Genomic DNA, 15,129 nt, shown 5'->3' on the forward strand with positions numbered 1-15,129 from the left:
CCGGGCTGCGTGAGCAGCCCTGAACGTCACGCACCACCAGAGGTCGGTATGCCGCGGGGTCACGCCCCGCGGCATACCGGCCTTCGTGCGTGTGGCGGGCAGCACGTACAGGCGGGGCCGGCTCGTCGATCGGGCGAGGTCAGCGGGCGGGCGCGGCCGCCAAGGACGTCGTCGGCGTCGTGCAGCGGGTCGTCGCCGGCACGGAGAGCGTCACGTCGCTGACGAGCACGCCGACCAGCCCGGAGATCTCGCCGAGCGAGGGGTCGCTGAGGTCGATCGGGCGGGCCTCGTCGTCGGTCACCGTGATGGTGATGGGGTCGGTGACCGCGTCGGGGGCGTCGGGGCTGTCAGGACCCACCGGGCCCTGGCCGCCGGCCGGGTCGCTCGTGGGCAGGCCGGCCGCCGACGGGTCGAGGCGCAGCGTCGCGAGGAGCGAGACGAGCTGGCGCTGCTGCGTCGGCGCGAGCGTGCACACCCGGCCGTGGACCGAGCGGGTCTCGACGTGCAGCCGGCCGTCGAGGTCGAGCACGATGCGGTCGTTGAAGCCGGCGATGCCGCCGGTCCGGCGCAGGGTCAGCGGGAAGGCCGGCCCGTAGGAGGGCGAGGCGGCGTCGCTGCCGCCGGAGCCGACCCGCGGCTGCGTGGACGTCGAGGGCCTCGTGGAGCCGCCGGACCCGCTGGAGCCCTGGGACGTCGCGCCCGTGGCGCCGGGGCTGCCGGAGCTGCCGGTGGACACGTCCGACCCGCACCCCCCGACGAAGAGTGCTGCGATGGCCAACCCCACGCACAGGCCTGCGCGCCCCATGTGATCCATGGTGCGCCCTCTCGGCGGGCGATGCACGTCGGTTCGGGCGGACAGGGCGCAACGCTTCGGTGACAGTTTCAAGTGGCGGGCCTCAAGGTGCACGGGAATGCTCGGACTCAGAGGTGTGTCGCGGCACGGAGCCGGACGCACCGAAAGCCGCAGGGACGTCGCCGCCGATGGACCCATATCGACGACCACGCGTCCTGCGGTCCCAGTGATACGAAAGGGACGATCGAGTGATACCCAACTCCACACCGCACCGAACTCCAGGGGCCCGCAGAGTGCGCCGGTCCGTGGCAGCGTTCGGTGCGCTCGCAGCCGTCACCGCGGGCATGGCGTTCGCCAGCCCGACGGCGCAGGCCGCCGACCCCACCGCCGCCGCGGGAGCCAGTGGTGCCGCCTCCGGCGCGGGCAGCGACCCGTCCAGCCGGGAGCGCGCCTTCGCCGCCGCGTCCGCCGAGTACGGCGTGCCGCGCACCGTCCTCGAGGCGGTGTCGTACGCCCAGACGCGCTGGGACTTCAACCCCGGGCACAGCACGTCGGGCGGCTACGGCCCGATGCACCTCGTCGACGCGAACCTCGGGTCGGCGTCCGAGGGCAAGGGCCTGGGCGAGGCCCCGGCACCCGCCCCGGCGCCCGTGGCCGACACTCTCGGCCGCGCCGCCGCGCTGACCGGTCTCTCGGAGGACGCCCTGCGCACCGACGAGCTCGCCAACATCCGCGGTGGCGCCGCGCTGCTCGCCGCCACGCAGAAGCGGCTCGCGCTGCCGACCGGTGAGTCCACCGACGCGGGCCAGTGGTTCGCGGCGGTCGCCGATGCGTCCGGCTCGGCCGAGGAGGACGTCGCGGCCGCCTTCGCCGACGACGCATACTCCGTGATCTCCTCCGGCGCGTCCCGCCGCACCGTCGACGGCAAGCAGGTCTCGCTCGTCCCCTCGAAGGTCACGCCGCAGGCCACGCAGGTCAAGCGGCTCGGCCTCGTCGCGAAGAAGACGAAGGACAACGGCCCGGTCGACTGCCCGCCCGGGCTCGACTGCGCGTGGGTCCCGGCGCCCTACGAGAGCCTGGGCTCCGACCCCGGCGACTACGGCAACCACGACCTCGCGAGCCGCCCGACCGCGCCGAAGATCACCAACATCGTCATCCACAACACCGAGGCGACCTACGACACGACGCTCAAGCTCGTGAGCGACCCGACGTACCTCGCGTGGAACTACACCCTGCGCAGCTCCGACGGCCAGATCGCCCAGCACCTCGAGTCCAAGGACGTCGGCTGGCACGCGGGCAACTGGTACGTCAACGGTCACTCGATCGGTCTGGAGCACGAGGGCTTCGCCGCGACGGGTGCCGAGTGGTTCAGCGAGCCGATGTACCGCTCGTCGGCGCGTCTCGTGCGCTACCTCGCCACGAAGTACGACATCCCGCTCGACATGCAGCACGTCTTCGGCCACGACCAGATCCCCGGCGTGACGCCTGCCAACGTCGCCGGCATGCACTGGGACCCGGGCCCCTACTGGAACTGGGAGCACTACTTCCAGCTCCTCGGCGCACCGCTGCAGGCACACACCTCCGGCAACGCCAAGGACCTCGTGCGCATCCTTCCCGGCTTCGAGGACAACCGCCAGCCGGTGACGTTCTGCGACGGCAAGGTCGCCGCCAGCTGCGGCTCGCAGCCGACGAACTTCGTCTACCTGCGCACGGCCCCGTCCGCTGACGCGCCACTCGTCAACGACATCGGCCGCAAGGCCAACGGCGCCCCGTCGACGACGTCGGTCTCCGACATCGGCGCTCGCGCCCAGGCCGGCCTGACCTTCGCGGTCGCAGAGCGCCGCGGTGACTGGACCGCCATCTGGTTCAACGGCGTCAAGGGCTGGTTCCTCAACCCGGTCGCCGACCCGACGGCCGTCCCGGTCAAGGGCTCCTACGTCGTGCCCAAGGCGGGCCTGGCCAAGGCACCGGTCTACGGCCGCGCCTACCCCGAGGCGTCCGCCTACCCGGCGGGCATCCCGGCGCAGGCCATCGCGCCGCTGCAGTACACCTTCGCCGCCGGCCAGCGGTATGCCGTGGGCGACCTGACGGTGCCGACGGACTACTACCGCGCGACGACCTACTCGGCCGACACCCCGAACGACCACGTCGACGTGGTCGGGCAGGACCGTTACTACCAGATCTCGCTCGGCCACCGCTTCGCCTACGTGCGCGCCGCGGACGTCGACGTCGTCCCGGCCCAGTAGCCCGGCTCCGCCCTCCAGTCGAGTGCCCACTTTCCGACGTCGGGAAGTGGGCACTCGACCGTCCTGGGCCGTTCCCTGGGTCGAGTGCACCGTCGGGCACGTCGGGAGATGGGCACTCGACTCAGGGGGAGGGCCTCGGGTCAGCGGAGGTCGTAGGCCTTGAGGAAGCTGATGATGAAGGGCGCGGCGCCCGTCACGCCGTTGTCGCCGACCTCGTTGTAGGCGGCGATCGCGATGTCGCCGCGGCCGGCGACCATCCAGACGTGGGTGTCGGGCGGGTTCTTCGTGCCGAACTCGGCGGTGCCGGTCTTGGCGTACTCCACCCCGAGCGGCTTCAGCACCGTGCCGGACCCCTCGGCCACGACGTCGCGCATCTCCGCGCGCAGCACGCCGGCCTCGGTCGGGTCGAGCGGCGTGGCCGGCTTGGGCAGCGCCGGCGCGTCGGCGACGAGCTGGGGCCGGACCGTCTGGCCCTTCATGACGGAGGCGACGACGAGGGCCATCGTCAGCGGCGACGCCTCGACGCGGCCCTGCCCGATGAACGACGCCGCGTGCTCGACGACGTTGTCGGTCTTGGGCACCGACCCGAGGAAGCCGGTGAACGGCAGGTCGAGCTTCTCGCCCATCCCGAGCGACTGGGCGGCGCTGATGAGGTCGTCCTGGCTGACCTTCTCGTACTGGCTGATGAAGGCCGTGTTGCACGAGTAGGCGAGCGCCGTGCGCATCGGGATGTCGCCGAGGTGCTTGGTGGGGTAGCCCGTGTAGTTGCTGAACTTGCGCCCGTTGACGGTGAGCGTCGGCGTGCACGGCAGCTTGGTGTCGGCCGTTGCGCCCTTGCGCACGTTGGCGAGCGAGCTGACGATCTTGAACGTCGAGCCGGGCGCCTCCTTGCCGGCGAGGGCGAGGGTCGCGCCGTTCGCGCCCGGGCCGACGGCGGCGGCGAGCACCTCGCCCGTCGACACCCGAACCGCGACGAGGGCGGTCGGGTGCGCCGTCTGCTTCGCGAGGGCTGCCTCGGCAGCGGCCTGGGCCTTCTGGTCGAGGGTGATCGTCAGCGGCTTGCCGTCGGTCGACTGCTCGGCGAAGAGCTCGCGCTTGTCGATGGCGCTGCCGTCGGCGCCCCGCTTGACCGCCTGGACGGCGAGGCCCGGGGTGCCGCGCAGCTGCGCGTCGTAGCGGTACTGCAGCCCTGTCTTGCCGACGGTGTCGCCGGGCTGGAGGGTGTCCTTGGAGGCCTTGATCTGCTCGGCGGTGGCCTCTCCGACGGTGCCGAGGATCGGGGCGGCGAAGGTGCGGCTGGGGCCGAGCACCTGCATCGCGGGCACGGTGATCGCGCCCTTGACCTTGGCGATGGCGGCGCCGTTGCGCTCGAGGAGCGGGTCGGTCTCGCGCAGCGTGACGCCCTCGACGAACGCCTTGGAGCCGGCGGCCGACACCTTGGCGGCGAACCGGCCTGCGTCGATCCCGATGAGCGCCGCGAGCTTCTTGGCCGAGGCGGTGGCCTCGCCGCCCGACACCTTGGTCTTGTCGATGCCGACGGCGGCGACCTCGCGCTCGGTCATGATCTTGCCGCCGGAGGAGTCGACGATGTCGGCGCGCTGCGGCCACTTGCGGGCGAGGTCGAGCGTCTCGTCGGAGGTCAGCTGGGGCGCGACGACGCCGGGCGTCCACGACACCTGCCACTGGTCGTCGACGAGGGTCATGTTGACCCGCGTCTCGTAGGTCCAGTCGGTGGCGGACTTCGAGACGTCCCAGCGGGTGAAGAGCGTCGCGGTCGCGTGGTCGGAGCCCTCGTTGTGGCTCATCTCGCTGAGCGACACCTGGGGCCGCAGGGTGCCGAGGTCCTTGTAGGCGGCCTGCACGAAGGCGGTCGCCTTGGCCGGCGTGGTGCCCTTGAAGGTGACGGCGCCGAGGTCGGCCTTGGCCAGGCCGGTGGCGAGGGCACGCGCGGCGTCGCCGGGGTCGGGCGGTGACTGGAACATCGAGCAGCCGGCCGACAGCGTGCCGACGAGCACGCCCGTGAGCGAGACGGAGACGAGAGTCCTGGAGCGAGATCCCCTGAGCATGTGCCCACGGTACGTGCCGCCCTGCGACACCCCGCTCATGAGGCCGTGACGTCGGCGTGACGATCCTGTGCAGAAGCGGTCGTATGCCGTGTGGCCGGGCTCGCCGGCACCGCTGCGTCTCGCGTGGGCCGGGTGGCGGGACGCCGCACGCGCAGCACCGAGCCGAGGAGGCCGACGACGATCGCGACGGCGTAGACGCCCCAGGCCTGCTGGCCGGGGCGGAGCGCGGCGAGGAAGACCGAGCGGCTGGCCTCGACGTGGTCGCGCAGGCCGTCCGGTAGGCCGGAGCGGGGCCGCAGGTAGGCGACGAGGTAGGAGAAGGCCGTCTGGCCGGCGGCGCCCACCGCGACGAGGAGCAGCACGGCGACCCAGGCGAGCAGGCGCCGCGCCGGTCGCAGGCCGAGACCCACGAGGGCCAGGCCGGCTGCGACGCCGACGACGACCGGTGTCCACCGCAGGGCGCTGATCGCCCGCTCGACACCGATCAGCGCCACGAGGACGGCGCTGACCCAGCTGCCGAGTGCGACGGCGAGCGGCGCTGCGGCCAGGGCCCGCAGCACCGGACCGCCGAGCACGACGAGCAGCCCGAGGGCGATCCCGAGCATGGTGCCGACGACGGCCACGGCGAGCACGCCGAGCAGCACGCGGTCGTCGCGGTCGAAGTCACTGCCGAGCTGGCGGGTGGCACCGGCCGACTGGGCGATGGAGTACGCGGCCGCCGAGAGCGCACCGAGCGCGGCGAGGACGCCGACGACGAGGCGCCGGCGGTCGCGGCGCCCGGCCCAGAGCACGGCCAGGGCAGCGATGCCTCCACCGACGAGGGTGATGGTCAGGAGCAGGCCGAGGCGGGCCGTCGTGAAGGGCAGCAGGCTGATGTAGCCGTCGGTCGCCGAGCCGGTCGCGACGTCGTACGGCCAGTCGCGGGGCGACTGCGCACCGAGCCCGTCGAGGACCCAGGGGAGCGCCCCGCCGAGCCACCACGCCGCGGCCGCAAGGGGCAGCACCGGCCACACCCGGGCCCGGACCCACCCGGGCCGAGCTCCTCCACGCATGCCGACGCCGCTGTCCACGCGCAGATCCGATCATGTCTGCCCGACATGCGCCAGTCGCGGCAGTCGCGCCAGTCGCGGCGTGGCCCTCAGCGCTCGGGCCGCCAGAGCTGCACGGAGGCGACGGGCTCGAAGCCCGCGGACAGGAAGGCGCGCAGGGCGCGCGCGTTCCCCGGGGCGCAGGCCGCGACGACGACCTCGCCCTCCGGGATGAGGGTCAGCGCGTCGCGCACGACGTCGGCGCCGACGTGGTCCTTGGCCGGGTCGGTCTCGAGGCCGACCTCGGGCAGTCCACCCAGCCCCGTCGAGAGGGTCACGAGCGTGTGGTCGTCCGGCGCGGCATACCCGAACGTCGTGACGTCGCTGCGCACGGACGTCGCGTGCTCGGCGCGCGGGTGGTTGCGCAGGTCGCTGCGCGGCACGAGCGTCGGCTCGCCGCCGGCGCCGCGCGCCACGAGGATGATGTCGAGGGCGTCGATCCAGCCGGTGCCGGCGAGGCGCGAGACGAGGCGCGGGTTGCTCGCGCCGCCGAAGCCGTCGGGGCTCAGCGAGACGAGCGTGCCGTCCGAGACGTCGTCGTCGACCGCGAGGAAGGCGTGACCGGTGAAGGCGACCACGCCCTCGACTCCGGGGCGCCACGGCGCGACGCGCTGCCACCCGCCGTCGACGGCGGGGAAGTCGCCACCTGCGGCCTTGCTGAGGACTTCGGCGATGGGGTGCACGCCGTCCATCAAACCCGCCACGTCGCAGCGCCGCTCGTCGGGGTCCACCTGCTGGCACGCCGACGGGTAGGTTGAGGCCATGTCACGACCGCACGCGGCCGCCATCATCGAGGACACCGTCCACGAGCAGGTCGAACGCGTGCTCCGCAGCCGCGGCTGGGGCAACCGCGTCATCACGCACGTCGGCTACGGCTCGTCGTCCTTCGTCCGCGTCTATGCGCGGGTCCTCCTCGGGCGCAAGGGTCGTGAGCACACCGAGGGGCCCGAACCGCGTCAGGACGCGACCGGCGCCCTGAGCCCGGCCCACTACGATCGCGGCTGGCGCGCCTTCATCACCTCGCCCGCCACGGGCGTCCCCGTCAAGGTGACGGTCGGCGACCGCGAGGTCTACGGCCGGTCCGACCGCGGGGGCCACGTCGACATCGTGGCCCGCGACCACGGCCTCGAGCCCGGCTGGCAGCAGGTCGTCGTCGAGGTGCAGGGCACCGACCCGGTCGCTGCCGACGTCTTCATCGTCGCCGACGGGGTCACGCACGGCATCGTCAGCGACATCGACGACACCGTCATCACGACGATGCTGCCGCGCCCGATGATCGCCGCCTTCAACACGTTCGTGCGCCGCGGCAAGGCCCGGCACGCCGTCTCGGGCATGGCCCCGATGTACCGCCGGATCCTCTCGGCTCATCCGGGCGCACCCATCGTCTACGTCTCGACGGGGGCGTGGAACACCGCCGCCACCCTCAACCGCTTCCTCGTGGAGAACGGCTTCCCGCTCGGGCCGCTCATGCTCACCGACTGGGGGCCCACCAACACCGGGTGGTTCCGCAGCGGGCAGGCGCACAAGCGCACGAGCCTCGACCGCCTCGCCCGCGACTTCCCGGACATCAGGTGGCTGCTCGTCGGCGACGACGGTCAGCACGACCCCCAGATCTACGCCGACTTCGCCGAGGCCAGGCCGGAGCGCGTCGACGCCATCTGCATCCGGCACCTGTCGCCGACGGAGCAGGTGCTGTCCAACCCGATACGCATCGACTCGCCGATCCGGTCCTGGGCGGCGCGGTCGGTGCCGACCTTCTCCGCGGCGGACGGGCACGGGCTGCTGCGGGTCCTCGACGCGGCCGGCAAGGTCGGCGAGGTCGTGGCGAGCGACGAACAGCCCTCGCGCCCGGGCCGTTCCGTCGCCCCCGGATGACAGACTGGGTCCATGCCTGAGCTGCCGGAGGTGCAGGCGCTCGTCGACTTCCTCGCCGAGCGGACGGACGGTCTCGCCATCACGGGGGTCGAGCTCGCGTCGTTCAGCGTGCTCAAGACCTTCAACCCGCCGCCGCAGGCGCTCGAGGGAGCCCCGATCGACGGCGTCCACCGTCACGGCAAGTTCCTCGACATCGACGCCGACGGCACCCACCTCGTCTTCCACCTCGCCCGCGCGGGGTGGCTGCGCTGGTCCGACCAGCTGCCGGCCACCGTCGTGCGTCCCGGCAAGTCGCCGATCGCCCTGCGGGTGCGGCTGTCCGACGGCTCGGGCTTCGACCTGACCGAGGCCGGCACGAAGAAGTCGCTCGCCGCCTACATCGTCAAGGACCCGGCCGAGGTGCCCGGCATCGCACGCCTCGGGCCCGACCCGATGGCCGACGACTTCACCCTCGAGCGGTTCCGGTCGATGCTCGACGGCCGGCGCACCCAGATCAAGGGACTGCTGCGCGACCAGGAGTTCATCGCCGGCGTCGGCAACGCGTACTCCGACGAGATCCTGCACGTCGCCAAGATCAGCCCCTTCGCCATCGCGGGCACGCTCGCTCCCGAGGTCGTCGACCGGTTGTATGCCGCGTTGCGCGACACGCTGGAGAGCGCGGTCGCGACGGCGTCGGGCAAGCCGGCCAAGGAGCTCAAGGACGCCAAGCGCGCCGGCATGCGCGTGCACGCCCGCACCGGCGAGGCCTGCCCGGTGTGCGGCGACGTCGTGCGCGAGGTGTCCTTCGCCGACACCTCGCTCCAGTACTGCGCGACGTGCCAGACCGGCGGCAAGCCGCTCGCCGACCGCCGGATGTCACGGCTGCTCAAGTAGCCGTGAGGCCGTGAGGCGAGGCAACAGGTCGGGCCTGGCGGGACGAGGTAAGGGTCGGGCTAGAGGGTCGGGCGCACCGAGGTCACGGCGCCGGTCGAGCCCAGGACGACCTGAGGGGCGCGGGACTCACCGAAGGTGAACAGCCCGCCGAGGGAACCGGCCCAGGCGTCGGCCGACCCGTCGCCGATGCGGCCGAGGCCCCAGTTGTCCTCGATGAGGCGCAGGATCGAGGCCTGGTCGGTCTGCCGGTGGTCGACGTAGTTCGTCCGCGCGAAGGGCGAGACGACGATGAGCGGCTGTCGCGGCCCGGGCCCGCAGCGGTCCTGGTAGCCGCGGGCGATCGGCACCCCGGCCGCCGCGGCGTCGCGGCAGAAGGCCGCGTCGTCACTCGTGTTCGAGGCGTTCTGCAGCTTCGCGGCGACGTGGTCGTACCACCCGTCGGAGTCGTCGTAGGCGAGGATGATCGCCGTGTCCTTCCAGTGCTTGCTCTGCTGGATCGCGTTGACCTGCTTGACGATGAACCGCTGCTCGTCGATGGGGTCGGAGTAGCCGGCGTGGCCGTCCTGGTAGTTCGCGGCCTTGAGGAAGCTGACGGCGGGAAGGTTGCCGCTCGCGACGACCCGGTCGAAGTCCGACAGGTCGTACTGGTGGTTGGCCCGGCCCGCGTGGCCGATCTCGGCGAGGCTCGCGGGCGCCAGGTGGTGCGGGTTGGCCGTCGACGCGTAGTACTGGAAGGGCTGGTGGTGCGGGTTGTAGTCGGTCGAGCTCACCCCGGCCACGTTGCGGTGCGAGGTGAGGCAGGCGGCGGGCTTGCCCGGGGCCGCGACGGTCGTCGGGGTGAAGCCGCCCTGGAACCAGCCCCACGTGATGCGCTTGGCGTTGAGCAGGTCACCGATGTTGCGGCCCGTCATGGCGGCGAGCGGGTTGCGCCTCGTGCGGCTGGCGTTGGAGCAGTCGTCGTAGACGGGGTCGGGGTCGCCGGTCATGGTGCCGACGCCGTTCGCGTCGGGGAAGCGCACCGTGTAGTCGCCGGTCGACGGGGTGGCCGCGGGCTTGCCGTCGGCGGTGAACTCCTTGACGCCGTGGGTCTGCCCGGAGACGAGGTTGATCGCGCCGGGCGTGGACGGCCCGAAGGTCGTGCTGAAGGCGTGGTCGCTCATGGCGTAGTGCTGCGCGTAGTTCCACAGGGCGGCCACGGTGTTGCCGTCGTAGTAGTTCATCGTCAGGCCCGGCCGGCCGTAGGCCGGGGCGGAGCACGTGTCCTCGCTCGTGAACTCGACGAACTGGTCCATCGCTCCGGAGTGGTAGGCCTTCTGCTCGTTGGTGTAGTTGTGGTCCTGGTCGCACGTCACGGCCTGGCCCGGCGTCAGCCGCTCCGGCTGCGACGCGTTGGGGTTGTCCGGCGCGAGCAGGCCGTCGTGGGCGAGCGTGGCGATGTCGCTCGGGGTGCCCGCCGCAGCCGTGAAGCGGGGAGCCGGCGTCGTCGAGCCCTGGAGGGTCTCGCCCGGGAGGTTCGCGGCACGCGGATAGGTCGCGAAGTAGTGGTCGAACGACACGTTCTCGCCGAAGATCACGACGACGTGCTTGATCGGGGTCGACGTCCGGTGAGAGGGCGAGGCCCAGGAGCCGGGCTCGTGGTGGACCACGGCGGCGTCGGCGGCAGTGTCGGCGGCGGCGATGACCGGCGTGACGAGGGCGGCGGCGCCGAGCCCTGCGAGCGCGAGACGGACCGGACGTTTCATGGGTCTCCTCCGACGGTCTGCGGTCGGCCTGGGCGGGTGCGCCGAGGCGCGTTGCCGGCCCGCGTCGCTCACGCTAGCCCCGGCCGCAGGCCAGGCGGGAGGCCCGGACGCCGTCCCTTAAGGAGTGTTTGCCCGAAATGCGCCAGCGCTTGGCCATCCTGTCAGCGAACTCCCAGCAAAAGCACAGGTTGGACGTCGGCAAACCCATCTCGAGCCATCGGCCGGGCGAGATCGGCTCGGGCTGCAACGATTCCCGGTCCGTGGTTGTCTTCCCCATCATGAAGCCGATGACGCCCAGGACCCCGGCCGTGCTCGCCACCCTCGCAGCGGTGCTCGTGACGAGTGCCTGCGGTCAGGCGACGCCGTCGCCGGGGGTGGCCACGCCCGCCGGCGGGGGGAGTGGTGGCACGTCGTCCTCGACGTCAGCCCAGGCCACGTCGACCCAGACCGTGACGGTCGGCGACGTGCGACTCGAGGCGACGATGGCGCCGGGTGGTCCGAAGCCGGCCGGCACGACGGGGGCGGGGATCGCCGCCATGCCGGGCCTCGTCGTCGACTACACCGTGACCAACACCGGCTCGAAGCCGCTCCTCGCCTACGACGTCGTGCCCGCGGACCTCGGCAGCGCCACGCTGGCAGCCGACGTCGACGCCAAGCACGCCTGGGTCTACGAGCAGTCCGGCGTGCTGCGCATCAGCAAGCAGGGGTTCGCGACGAGCCCGAACGTGCGTTTCGCCGCCGCCCCCGTCATGGGTGGCCACGTCGTCCCCGCGGGCGCCTCGGTCAGCGGGAAGGCGTATGCCGCGTCGCCCCTGAAGCTCGACGTGCCCGGTGAGTCCTTCGTGGCCCGCCGTGCCGCCGTCGACCCGGGCGTGAAGCAGTGGCAGTTCTGCGTCCAGGTCGCCGACCGTGCGGCGCAGTCCCGTCCGTCGGCGGTGGGTGGCGGGGTCGTCGAGGCCGCCTCGATGGCGCCGCAGGGGGACGAGCTCGTGTGCACGCCGCCGGCGCCGATCCCCGTGTCCTGAGGGCCCAGAGGCGTCAGAGGTGTCAGAGGCGGATCGAGACGTGGCCGCCGCCCACCATGCCCATGCAGCTGAAGAGCATGAAGGACCCGGGCCACGTCGCGGCAGCCAGCAGGCACCACGTCTTGACCGACTGCGACGCGGCGCGGGCGCCGTCCCAGTCGCCCAGCGCCCACTTCGGGCTGACCTGCGTCGACTTGACGATGGCGACGATCCCGAACGGCGTGAAGCAGAAGATCGTGCAGAGGATCGCCCAGCCGAGGCGGGTCGACGGCGGTGGTGCCTGGCCCGGGCGGGGGCCCACCCACTCGGCGATGGGGGTGGCGGCATACGGCAGCGGGTCGACCCGGTTGGCGGGCGGCGGCAGCGGGACCGACGCAGCGGGCGGCGGCGTGGGCGGTGACGTCGGCGGAGCGTCCGGCCCGACCGGCGTCTTGGACCCGGGCGCCGCGGGCGCCGCGGGCGCCCCAGCGGGAGTGGCCGCTGTGGACTGCGGCGACTCGAGGTCGGGCAGCCACTGGGACCAGGTGTCCTGCGTGGGGTCGGGTCGTCGGTCGTCCATGCTCCGGGTGCTCCTGGCTCGAACGTGCCATGGGTGGGTCACTGGTGAGACCCGTCAGGAGCGACAGCGTTCCATGCGCAGGGGCGGCCCGTCCGCTAACCGGACGAATCGACCCGTCAGATGATGCTGGGGTCGCCGTCCGCCGCGAGCTGCTTGCCGGCCCGCTGCCACTCGACCATGCCGCCCTCGACGTTGGCGACGTCGTAGCCCTGCTGCACGAGCCACTGCACGGCGCGCGCGGACCGGCCGCCCATGCGGCACACGATGGCGACGGTGTCGTCGGTGTCCGGCAGCTCGTCGATGCGGGACGGCAGCTCGCCGAGCGGGATGTGGATGGCGTTCGGGGCGTGCCCGGCGGCCCACTCGTCGGCCTCGCGGACGTCGACGAGGACGGCGTCGTCGGGCAGCTCGGACACGGTGGTCGTGGGGATGCTCATGTGCTCCATCGTGACACGGTGGCCGGGTCGGTCAGGACGCGCGGGCGACGAGCGTGTTGAGCACGGCGGCCGCCTCGTCGGCGTCGTCGACGGTCACGAGGACGTCGGCCTCGCCGAGCCGGCGGACGACGAGGGCCTCGCCGCCGCGGGTCACGTAGCCGCGCCGGCCGTCCATCCCGATGCGCCAGCCCCAGCCGCCGAAGTCGCGCATCGGTCGGACGGTGGTGGTGTCGGCGGAGGCGACCCGCTCGAGCGGCACCTTCGACCACGTGAAGCCGGCGCTCGAGACGCGCAGGCCCGCGGCGTCAACGGTGACGCGCGCCGACAGGGTCACGGCGAGCAGGGCGCCGAGGCCGATCGCGAGGACCCACACCCACGGGTGCCCGGCCAGCGCGACCCAGACGAGCGGCAGGGCGACGACGACGGCGAGGACCATCGTCGGACGCACCGGCAGGCTCGCCCGACCGGTCCATCCGAGCCGGGTCGAGGCGGGCACGTCGAGACGGGCGGCGTCGACCGGCAGCGGCTCGCCGTGGCCGGTGGTCTCGGGAGGCGTCGTGCGTCCCCAGCGCCACAGGCCGAGGGCGACGAGCGCGGTGAGCACGAGGGTGGGCACCACCCACTGGGGCGGGAAGGCCTGGGCGGCCTGACCCGGTCGCTGCGCGACGAGTCCGCCGAAGAGCAGGCCGCCGAGGAAGACGGCGAGAGCACCGACGATGGCGGCCACGGGGCCGCGGGCCGACCGGTGCATCAGGGTGCCGAGACCGACGAGCGCGAGCGGGACCACCGTCGTGATCACCGCCGCGGTCGTCACCGCGCCGGCGAAGGAGGTGAAGCGGTCGGGCGCGCCGTCGATGCCCCAGTGCACGGCCAGCTCGTCGGGCAGACGGTCGCGGACGGCATACGCCATCGCCGTGCCGGAGGCGGCCACGACGGGAGCGAGGACGGCGCTCGCGACGAGGGCTTGGGTGGGGCGGCGGTCGGTGGTCATCGCTGGAACTCGCTCTCGATGAGTCGGGTCAGGTCGGTCGGGGTGGCGCCGAGGAGACGGGCCTCGGCGACGAGCTCGGTGACGAGGGTGCGCAGTCGGGCGTCCCCGCCGGGGTCGGTCGCGCTGACGACCGCGCCGCGTCCGCGGCGGAGGTCGATGAGGCCCTCGTCGCGCAGGGACTGGTAGGCCCGCAGCACCGTGTGGAGATTGACGTCGAGGACGGCGGCGACCTCCTTGGCGGCGGGGAGTCGGTCGCCGCGCGACAGGCGCCCGGAGGCCATCTCCCGTCGCACGCAGGCCGCGACCTGGACGTGCAGGGGAGTGTTCGAGGTGGGGTCGACCTGCCACAACATAGTTCTAGTATGACTAGAACTAGTCAGTATTTGCAAACGACTATGGTGGGCGCGTGAAGATCCTGTCGATCCAGTCCCACGTCGCCTACGGCCACGCCGGCAACTCGGCCGCGGTCTTCCCGCTCCAGCGGCTCGGGCACGAGGTCTATCCCGTGCTCACGGTGACCTTCAGCAACCACACCGGCTACGGCTCGACGCGCGGCCCGCTCATCGCACCGACCGACGTCCGCGCCGTCATCGACGGCGTCGAGGAGCGCGGGGCCTTCCCGTCGATCGATGCCGTGCTCTCGGGCTACCAGGGCGCCGAGGCGGTCGGCGAGGTCGTGCTCGACGCCGTCGCGCGCGTCAAGGCCGCCAACCCCGCCGCGATCTACTGCTGCGACCCGGTCATGGGCGACGTCGGCCGCGGCTTCTTCGTGCGCGAGGGCATCCCCGAGTACATGCGCGACCACGTCGTGCCCCGGGCCGACATCGTGACGCCCAACCAGTTCGAGCTCGAGTTCCTCGTCGGCCGTGAGGTCGGGACGCAGGCCGACCTCGTCGCCGCCGCGCGCGAGCTCGTCGCGCAGGGTCCGTCGGTCGTGCTCGTCACGAGCGCGCTGACGTCGGACACCCCCGAGGGCACGATCCAGATGGCCTGCGTCACCGCCGACGACGCGTGGGTCGTGACGACGCCGCTGCTGCCGATGACGGTGCGCGGGGGTGGCGACGTGACGGCCGCGATCTTCCTCGCCCACTACCTGACCGACGGTCCGCAGGTCGGCCTCAGCCGCACCGCGGCGACGATGTATGCCGTGCTGGAGCGCACCCACGCCAGTGGCTCGGACGAGATGCTGCTCGTCCAGGAGCAGGACGCGATCGCCTCTCCTGACGAAGTTTTTGAAATCTCTCCGATCACTTGACCGTTTCGCCCAGAAGCGCGTTATAGTCGCAACGCGCCGTTCCGCATGACCACCCCTGACCGTGCGGAACGGCGCTTTTTCATGCCCTGATTCGGTGGAATCCGAATCAAGGGGCTTCGGATTCCATGCAGATGGTGTGTAGGACAGGGATGGCGCGACGCGCCGATGCCGCTCTCTGC

The 15,129-nt window shown here is 72.5% G+C and carries 14 protein-coding genes; 5 read left to right on the top strand and 9 right to left on the bottom strand.

The genetic code is table 11. The features are described from left to right. Positions 1-139 precede the first annotated feature (139 nt). On the bottom strand, positions 140-736 hold the full coding sequence (locus U5C87_RS05760) for a hypothetical protein (RefSeq protein WP_330475664.1): 597 nt from the start codon (positions 734-736) through the stop codon (positions 140-142). A gap of 362 nt (positions 737-1,098) precedes the next feature. Here U5C87_RS05760 and U5C87_RS05765 point away from each other — a divergent pair, with 362 nt between their 5' ends. Then, a complete protein-coding gene (locus tag U5C87_RS05765; protein WP_330475665.1) occupies positions 1,099-3,039 on the top strand; it encodes an N-acetylmuramoyl-L-alanine amidase in 1,941 nt (646 codons plus the stop codon). Between the two features lie 140 nt (positions 3,040-3,179). Here U5C87_RS05765 and U5C87_RS05770 read toward each other — a convergent pair whose 3' ends face one another. From U5C87_RS05770 to U5C87_RS05780, 3 genes are all read right to left on the bottom strand, one after another. After that, positions 3,180-5,105 carry a penicillin-binding transpeptidase domain-containing protein gene (locus U5C87_RS05770; RefSeq protein WP_330475666.1) on the bottom strand — a complete coding sequence of 642 codons (1,926 nt, stop codon included), beginning with the start codon at positions 5,103-5,105 and terminating at the stop codon, positions 3,180-3,182. 35 nt (positions 5,106-5,140) lie between these two features. After that, positions 5,141-6,175, bottom strand: a complete 1,035-nt coding sequence (locus U5C87_RS05775) for a hypothetical protein (RefSeq protein WP_330475667.1) — start codon at positions 6,173-6,175, stop codon at positions 5,141-5,143. A 68-nt stretch (positions 6,176-6,243) separates the two neighbouring features. Further along, complete coding sequence (locus U5C87_RS05780) at positions 6,244-6,957, bottom strand: N-acetyltransferase (protein ID WP_330475668.1); 714 nt, start codon at positions 6,955-6,957, stop codon at positions 6,244-6,246. Here U5C87_RS05780 and U5C87_RS05785 point away from each other — a divergent pair. Both U5C87_RS05785 and U5C87_RS05790 read left to right on the top strand, forming a co-directional pair. Further along, positions 6,956-8,068: an App1 family protein gene (locus U5C87_RS05785; RefSeq protein WP_330475669.1), complete on the top strand. Its 1,113-nt coding sequence runs from the start codon at positions 6,956-6,958 to the stop codon at positions 8,066-8,068. The genes U5C87_RS05780 and U5C87_RS05785 overlap by 2 nt on opposite strands. A 12-nt stretch (positions 8,069-8,080) precedes the next feature. Beyond that, positions 8,081-8,941 (top strand): Fpg/Nei family DNA glycosylase, encoded by an 861-nt coding sequence (locus U5C87_RS05790; protein ID WP_330475670.1) that lies wholly within the window; start codon positions 8,081-8,083, stop codon positions 8,939-8,941. 59 nt (positions 8,942-9,000) lie between these two features. Here the strand turns inward: U5C87_RS05790 and U5C87_RS05795 are convergent, their stop codons facing one another. After that, complete coding sequence (locus tag U5C87_RS05795; RefSeq protein ID WP_330475671.1) at positions 9,001-10,683, bottom strand: phospholipase C; 1,683 nt, start codon at positions 10,681-10,683, stop codon at positions 9,001-9,003. A 287-nt stretch (positions 10,684-10,970) separates the two neighbouring features. Between U5C87_RS05795 and U5C87_RS05800 the strand changes: the two genes are divergently transcribed. Next, complete coding sequence (locus U5C87_RS05800; protein ID WP_330475672.1) at positions 10,971-11,708, top strand: hypothetical protein; 738 nt, start codon at positions 10,971-10,973, stop codon at positions 11,706-11,708. Between the two features lie 22 nt (positions 11,709-11,730). On the opposite strand, the gene U5C87_RS05805 is transcribed toward U5C87_RS05800, so the two are convergent. From U5C87_RS05805 to U5C87_RS05820, 4 genes are all read right to left on the bottom strand, one after another. Then, positions 11,731-12,267, bottom strand: coding sequence for a CD225/dispanin family protein (locus U5C87_RS05805; RefSeq protein WP_330475673.1), 537 nt, complete (start codon positions 12,265-12,267; stop codon positions 11,731-11,733). Positions 12,268-12,383: 116 nt separating this feature from the next. Then, the gene (locus U5C87_RS05810; protein WP_043417302.1) at positions 12,384-12,713 is read right to left on the bottom strand and encodes a rhodanese-like domain-containing protein; all 330 of its coding nucleotides are present in this window, start codon (positions 12,711-12,713) and stop codon (positions 12,384-12,386) included. Positions 12,714-12,735: 22 nt separating this feature from the next. After that, on the bottom strand, positions 12,736-13,695 hold the full coding sequence (locus U5C87_RS05815; RefSeq protein ID WP_330475674.1) for a DUF1648 domain-containing protein: 960 nt from the start codon (positions 13,693-13,695) through the stop codon (positions 12,736-12,738). Continuing rightward, a complete protein-coding gene (locus tag U5C87_RS05820) occupies positions 13,692-14,048 on the bottom strand; it encodes a GntR family transcriptional regulator (RefSeq protein WP_330475675.1) in 357 nt (118 codons plus the stop codon). The genes U5C87_RS05815 and U5C87_RS05820 overlap by 4 nt, the downstream gene beginning before the upstream one ends. Before the next feature lie 53 nt (positions 14,049-14,101). On the opposite strand from U5C87_RS05820, the gene pdxY reads away from it, so the two are divergent. Next, entirely contained in the window at positions 14,102-14,950 is an 849-nt protein-coding gene (pdxY, locus tag U5C87_RS05825) for a pyridoxal kinase PdxY (RefSeq protein ID WP_330475676.1), read from the top strand. The last annotated feature ends 179 nt before the right edge of the window (positions 14,951-15,129 follow it).

This window comes from Terrabacter sp. C0L_2 (assembly GCF_036352015.1).
GTDB lineage: Bacteria > Actinomycetota > Actinomycetes > Actinomycetales > Dermatophilaceae > Terrabacter > Terrabacter tumescens.

Excerpts from the sequence above, each read along its gene's own strand:
- U5C87_RS05790 (WP_330475670.1), top strand. The coding sequence starts at position 8,081 with ATGCCTGAGCTGCCGGAGGTGCAGGCGCTCGTCGACTTCCTCGCCGAG.
- U5C87_RS05780 (WP_330475668.1), bottom strand. The coding sequence starts at position 6,957 with ATGGCCTCAACCTACCCGTCGGCGTGCCAGCAGGTGGACCCCGACGAG.
- U5C87_RS05820 (WP_330475675.1), bottom strand. The coding sequence starts at position 14,048 with ATGTTGTGGCAGGTCGACCCCACCTCGAACACTCCCCTGCACGTCCAG.
- U5C87_RS05815 (WP_330475674.1), bottom strand. The coding sequence starts at position 13,695 with ATGACCACCGACCGCCGCCCCACCCAAGCCCTCGTCGCGAGCGCCGTC.
- U5C87_RS05770 (WP_330475666.1), bottom strand. The coding sequence starts at position 5,105 with ATGCTCAGGGGATCTCGCTCCAGGACTCTCGTCTCCGTCTCGCTCACG.
- U5C87_RS05810 (WP_043417302.1), bottom strand. The coding sequence starts at position 12,713 with ATGGAGCACATGAGCATCCCCACGACCACCGTGTCCGAGCTGCCCGAC.
- U5C87_RS05785 (WP_330475669.1), top strand. The coding sequence starts at position 6,956 with ATGTCACGACCGCACGCGGCCGCCATCATCGAGGACACCGTCCACGAG.
- U5C87_RS05805 (WP_330475673.1), bottom strand. The coding sequence starts at position 12,267 with ATGGACGACCGACGACCCGACCCCACGCAGGACACCTGGTCCCAGTGG.
- U5C87_RS05795 (WP_330475671.1), bottom strand. The coding sequence starts at position 10,683 with ATGAAACGTCCGGTCCGTCTCGCGCTCGCAGGGCTCGGCGCCGCCGCC.
- U5C87_RS05800 (WP_330475672.1), top strand. The coding sequence starts at position 10,971 with ATGACGCCCAGGACCCCGGCCGTGCTCGCCACCCTCGCAGCGGTGCTC.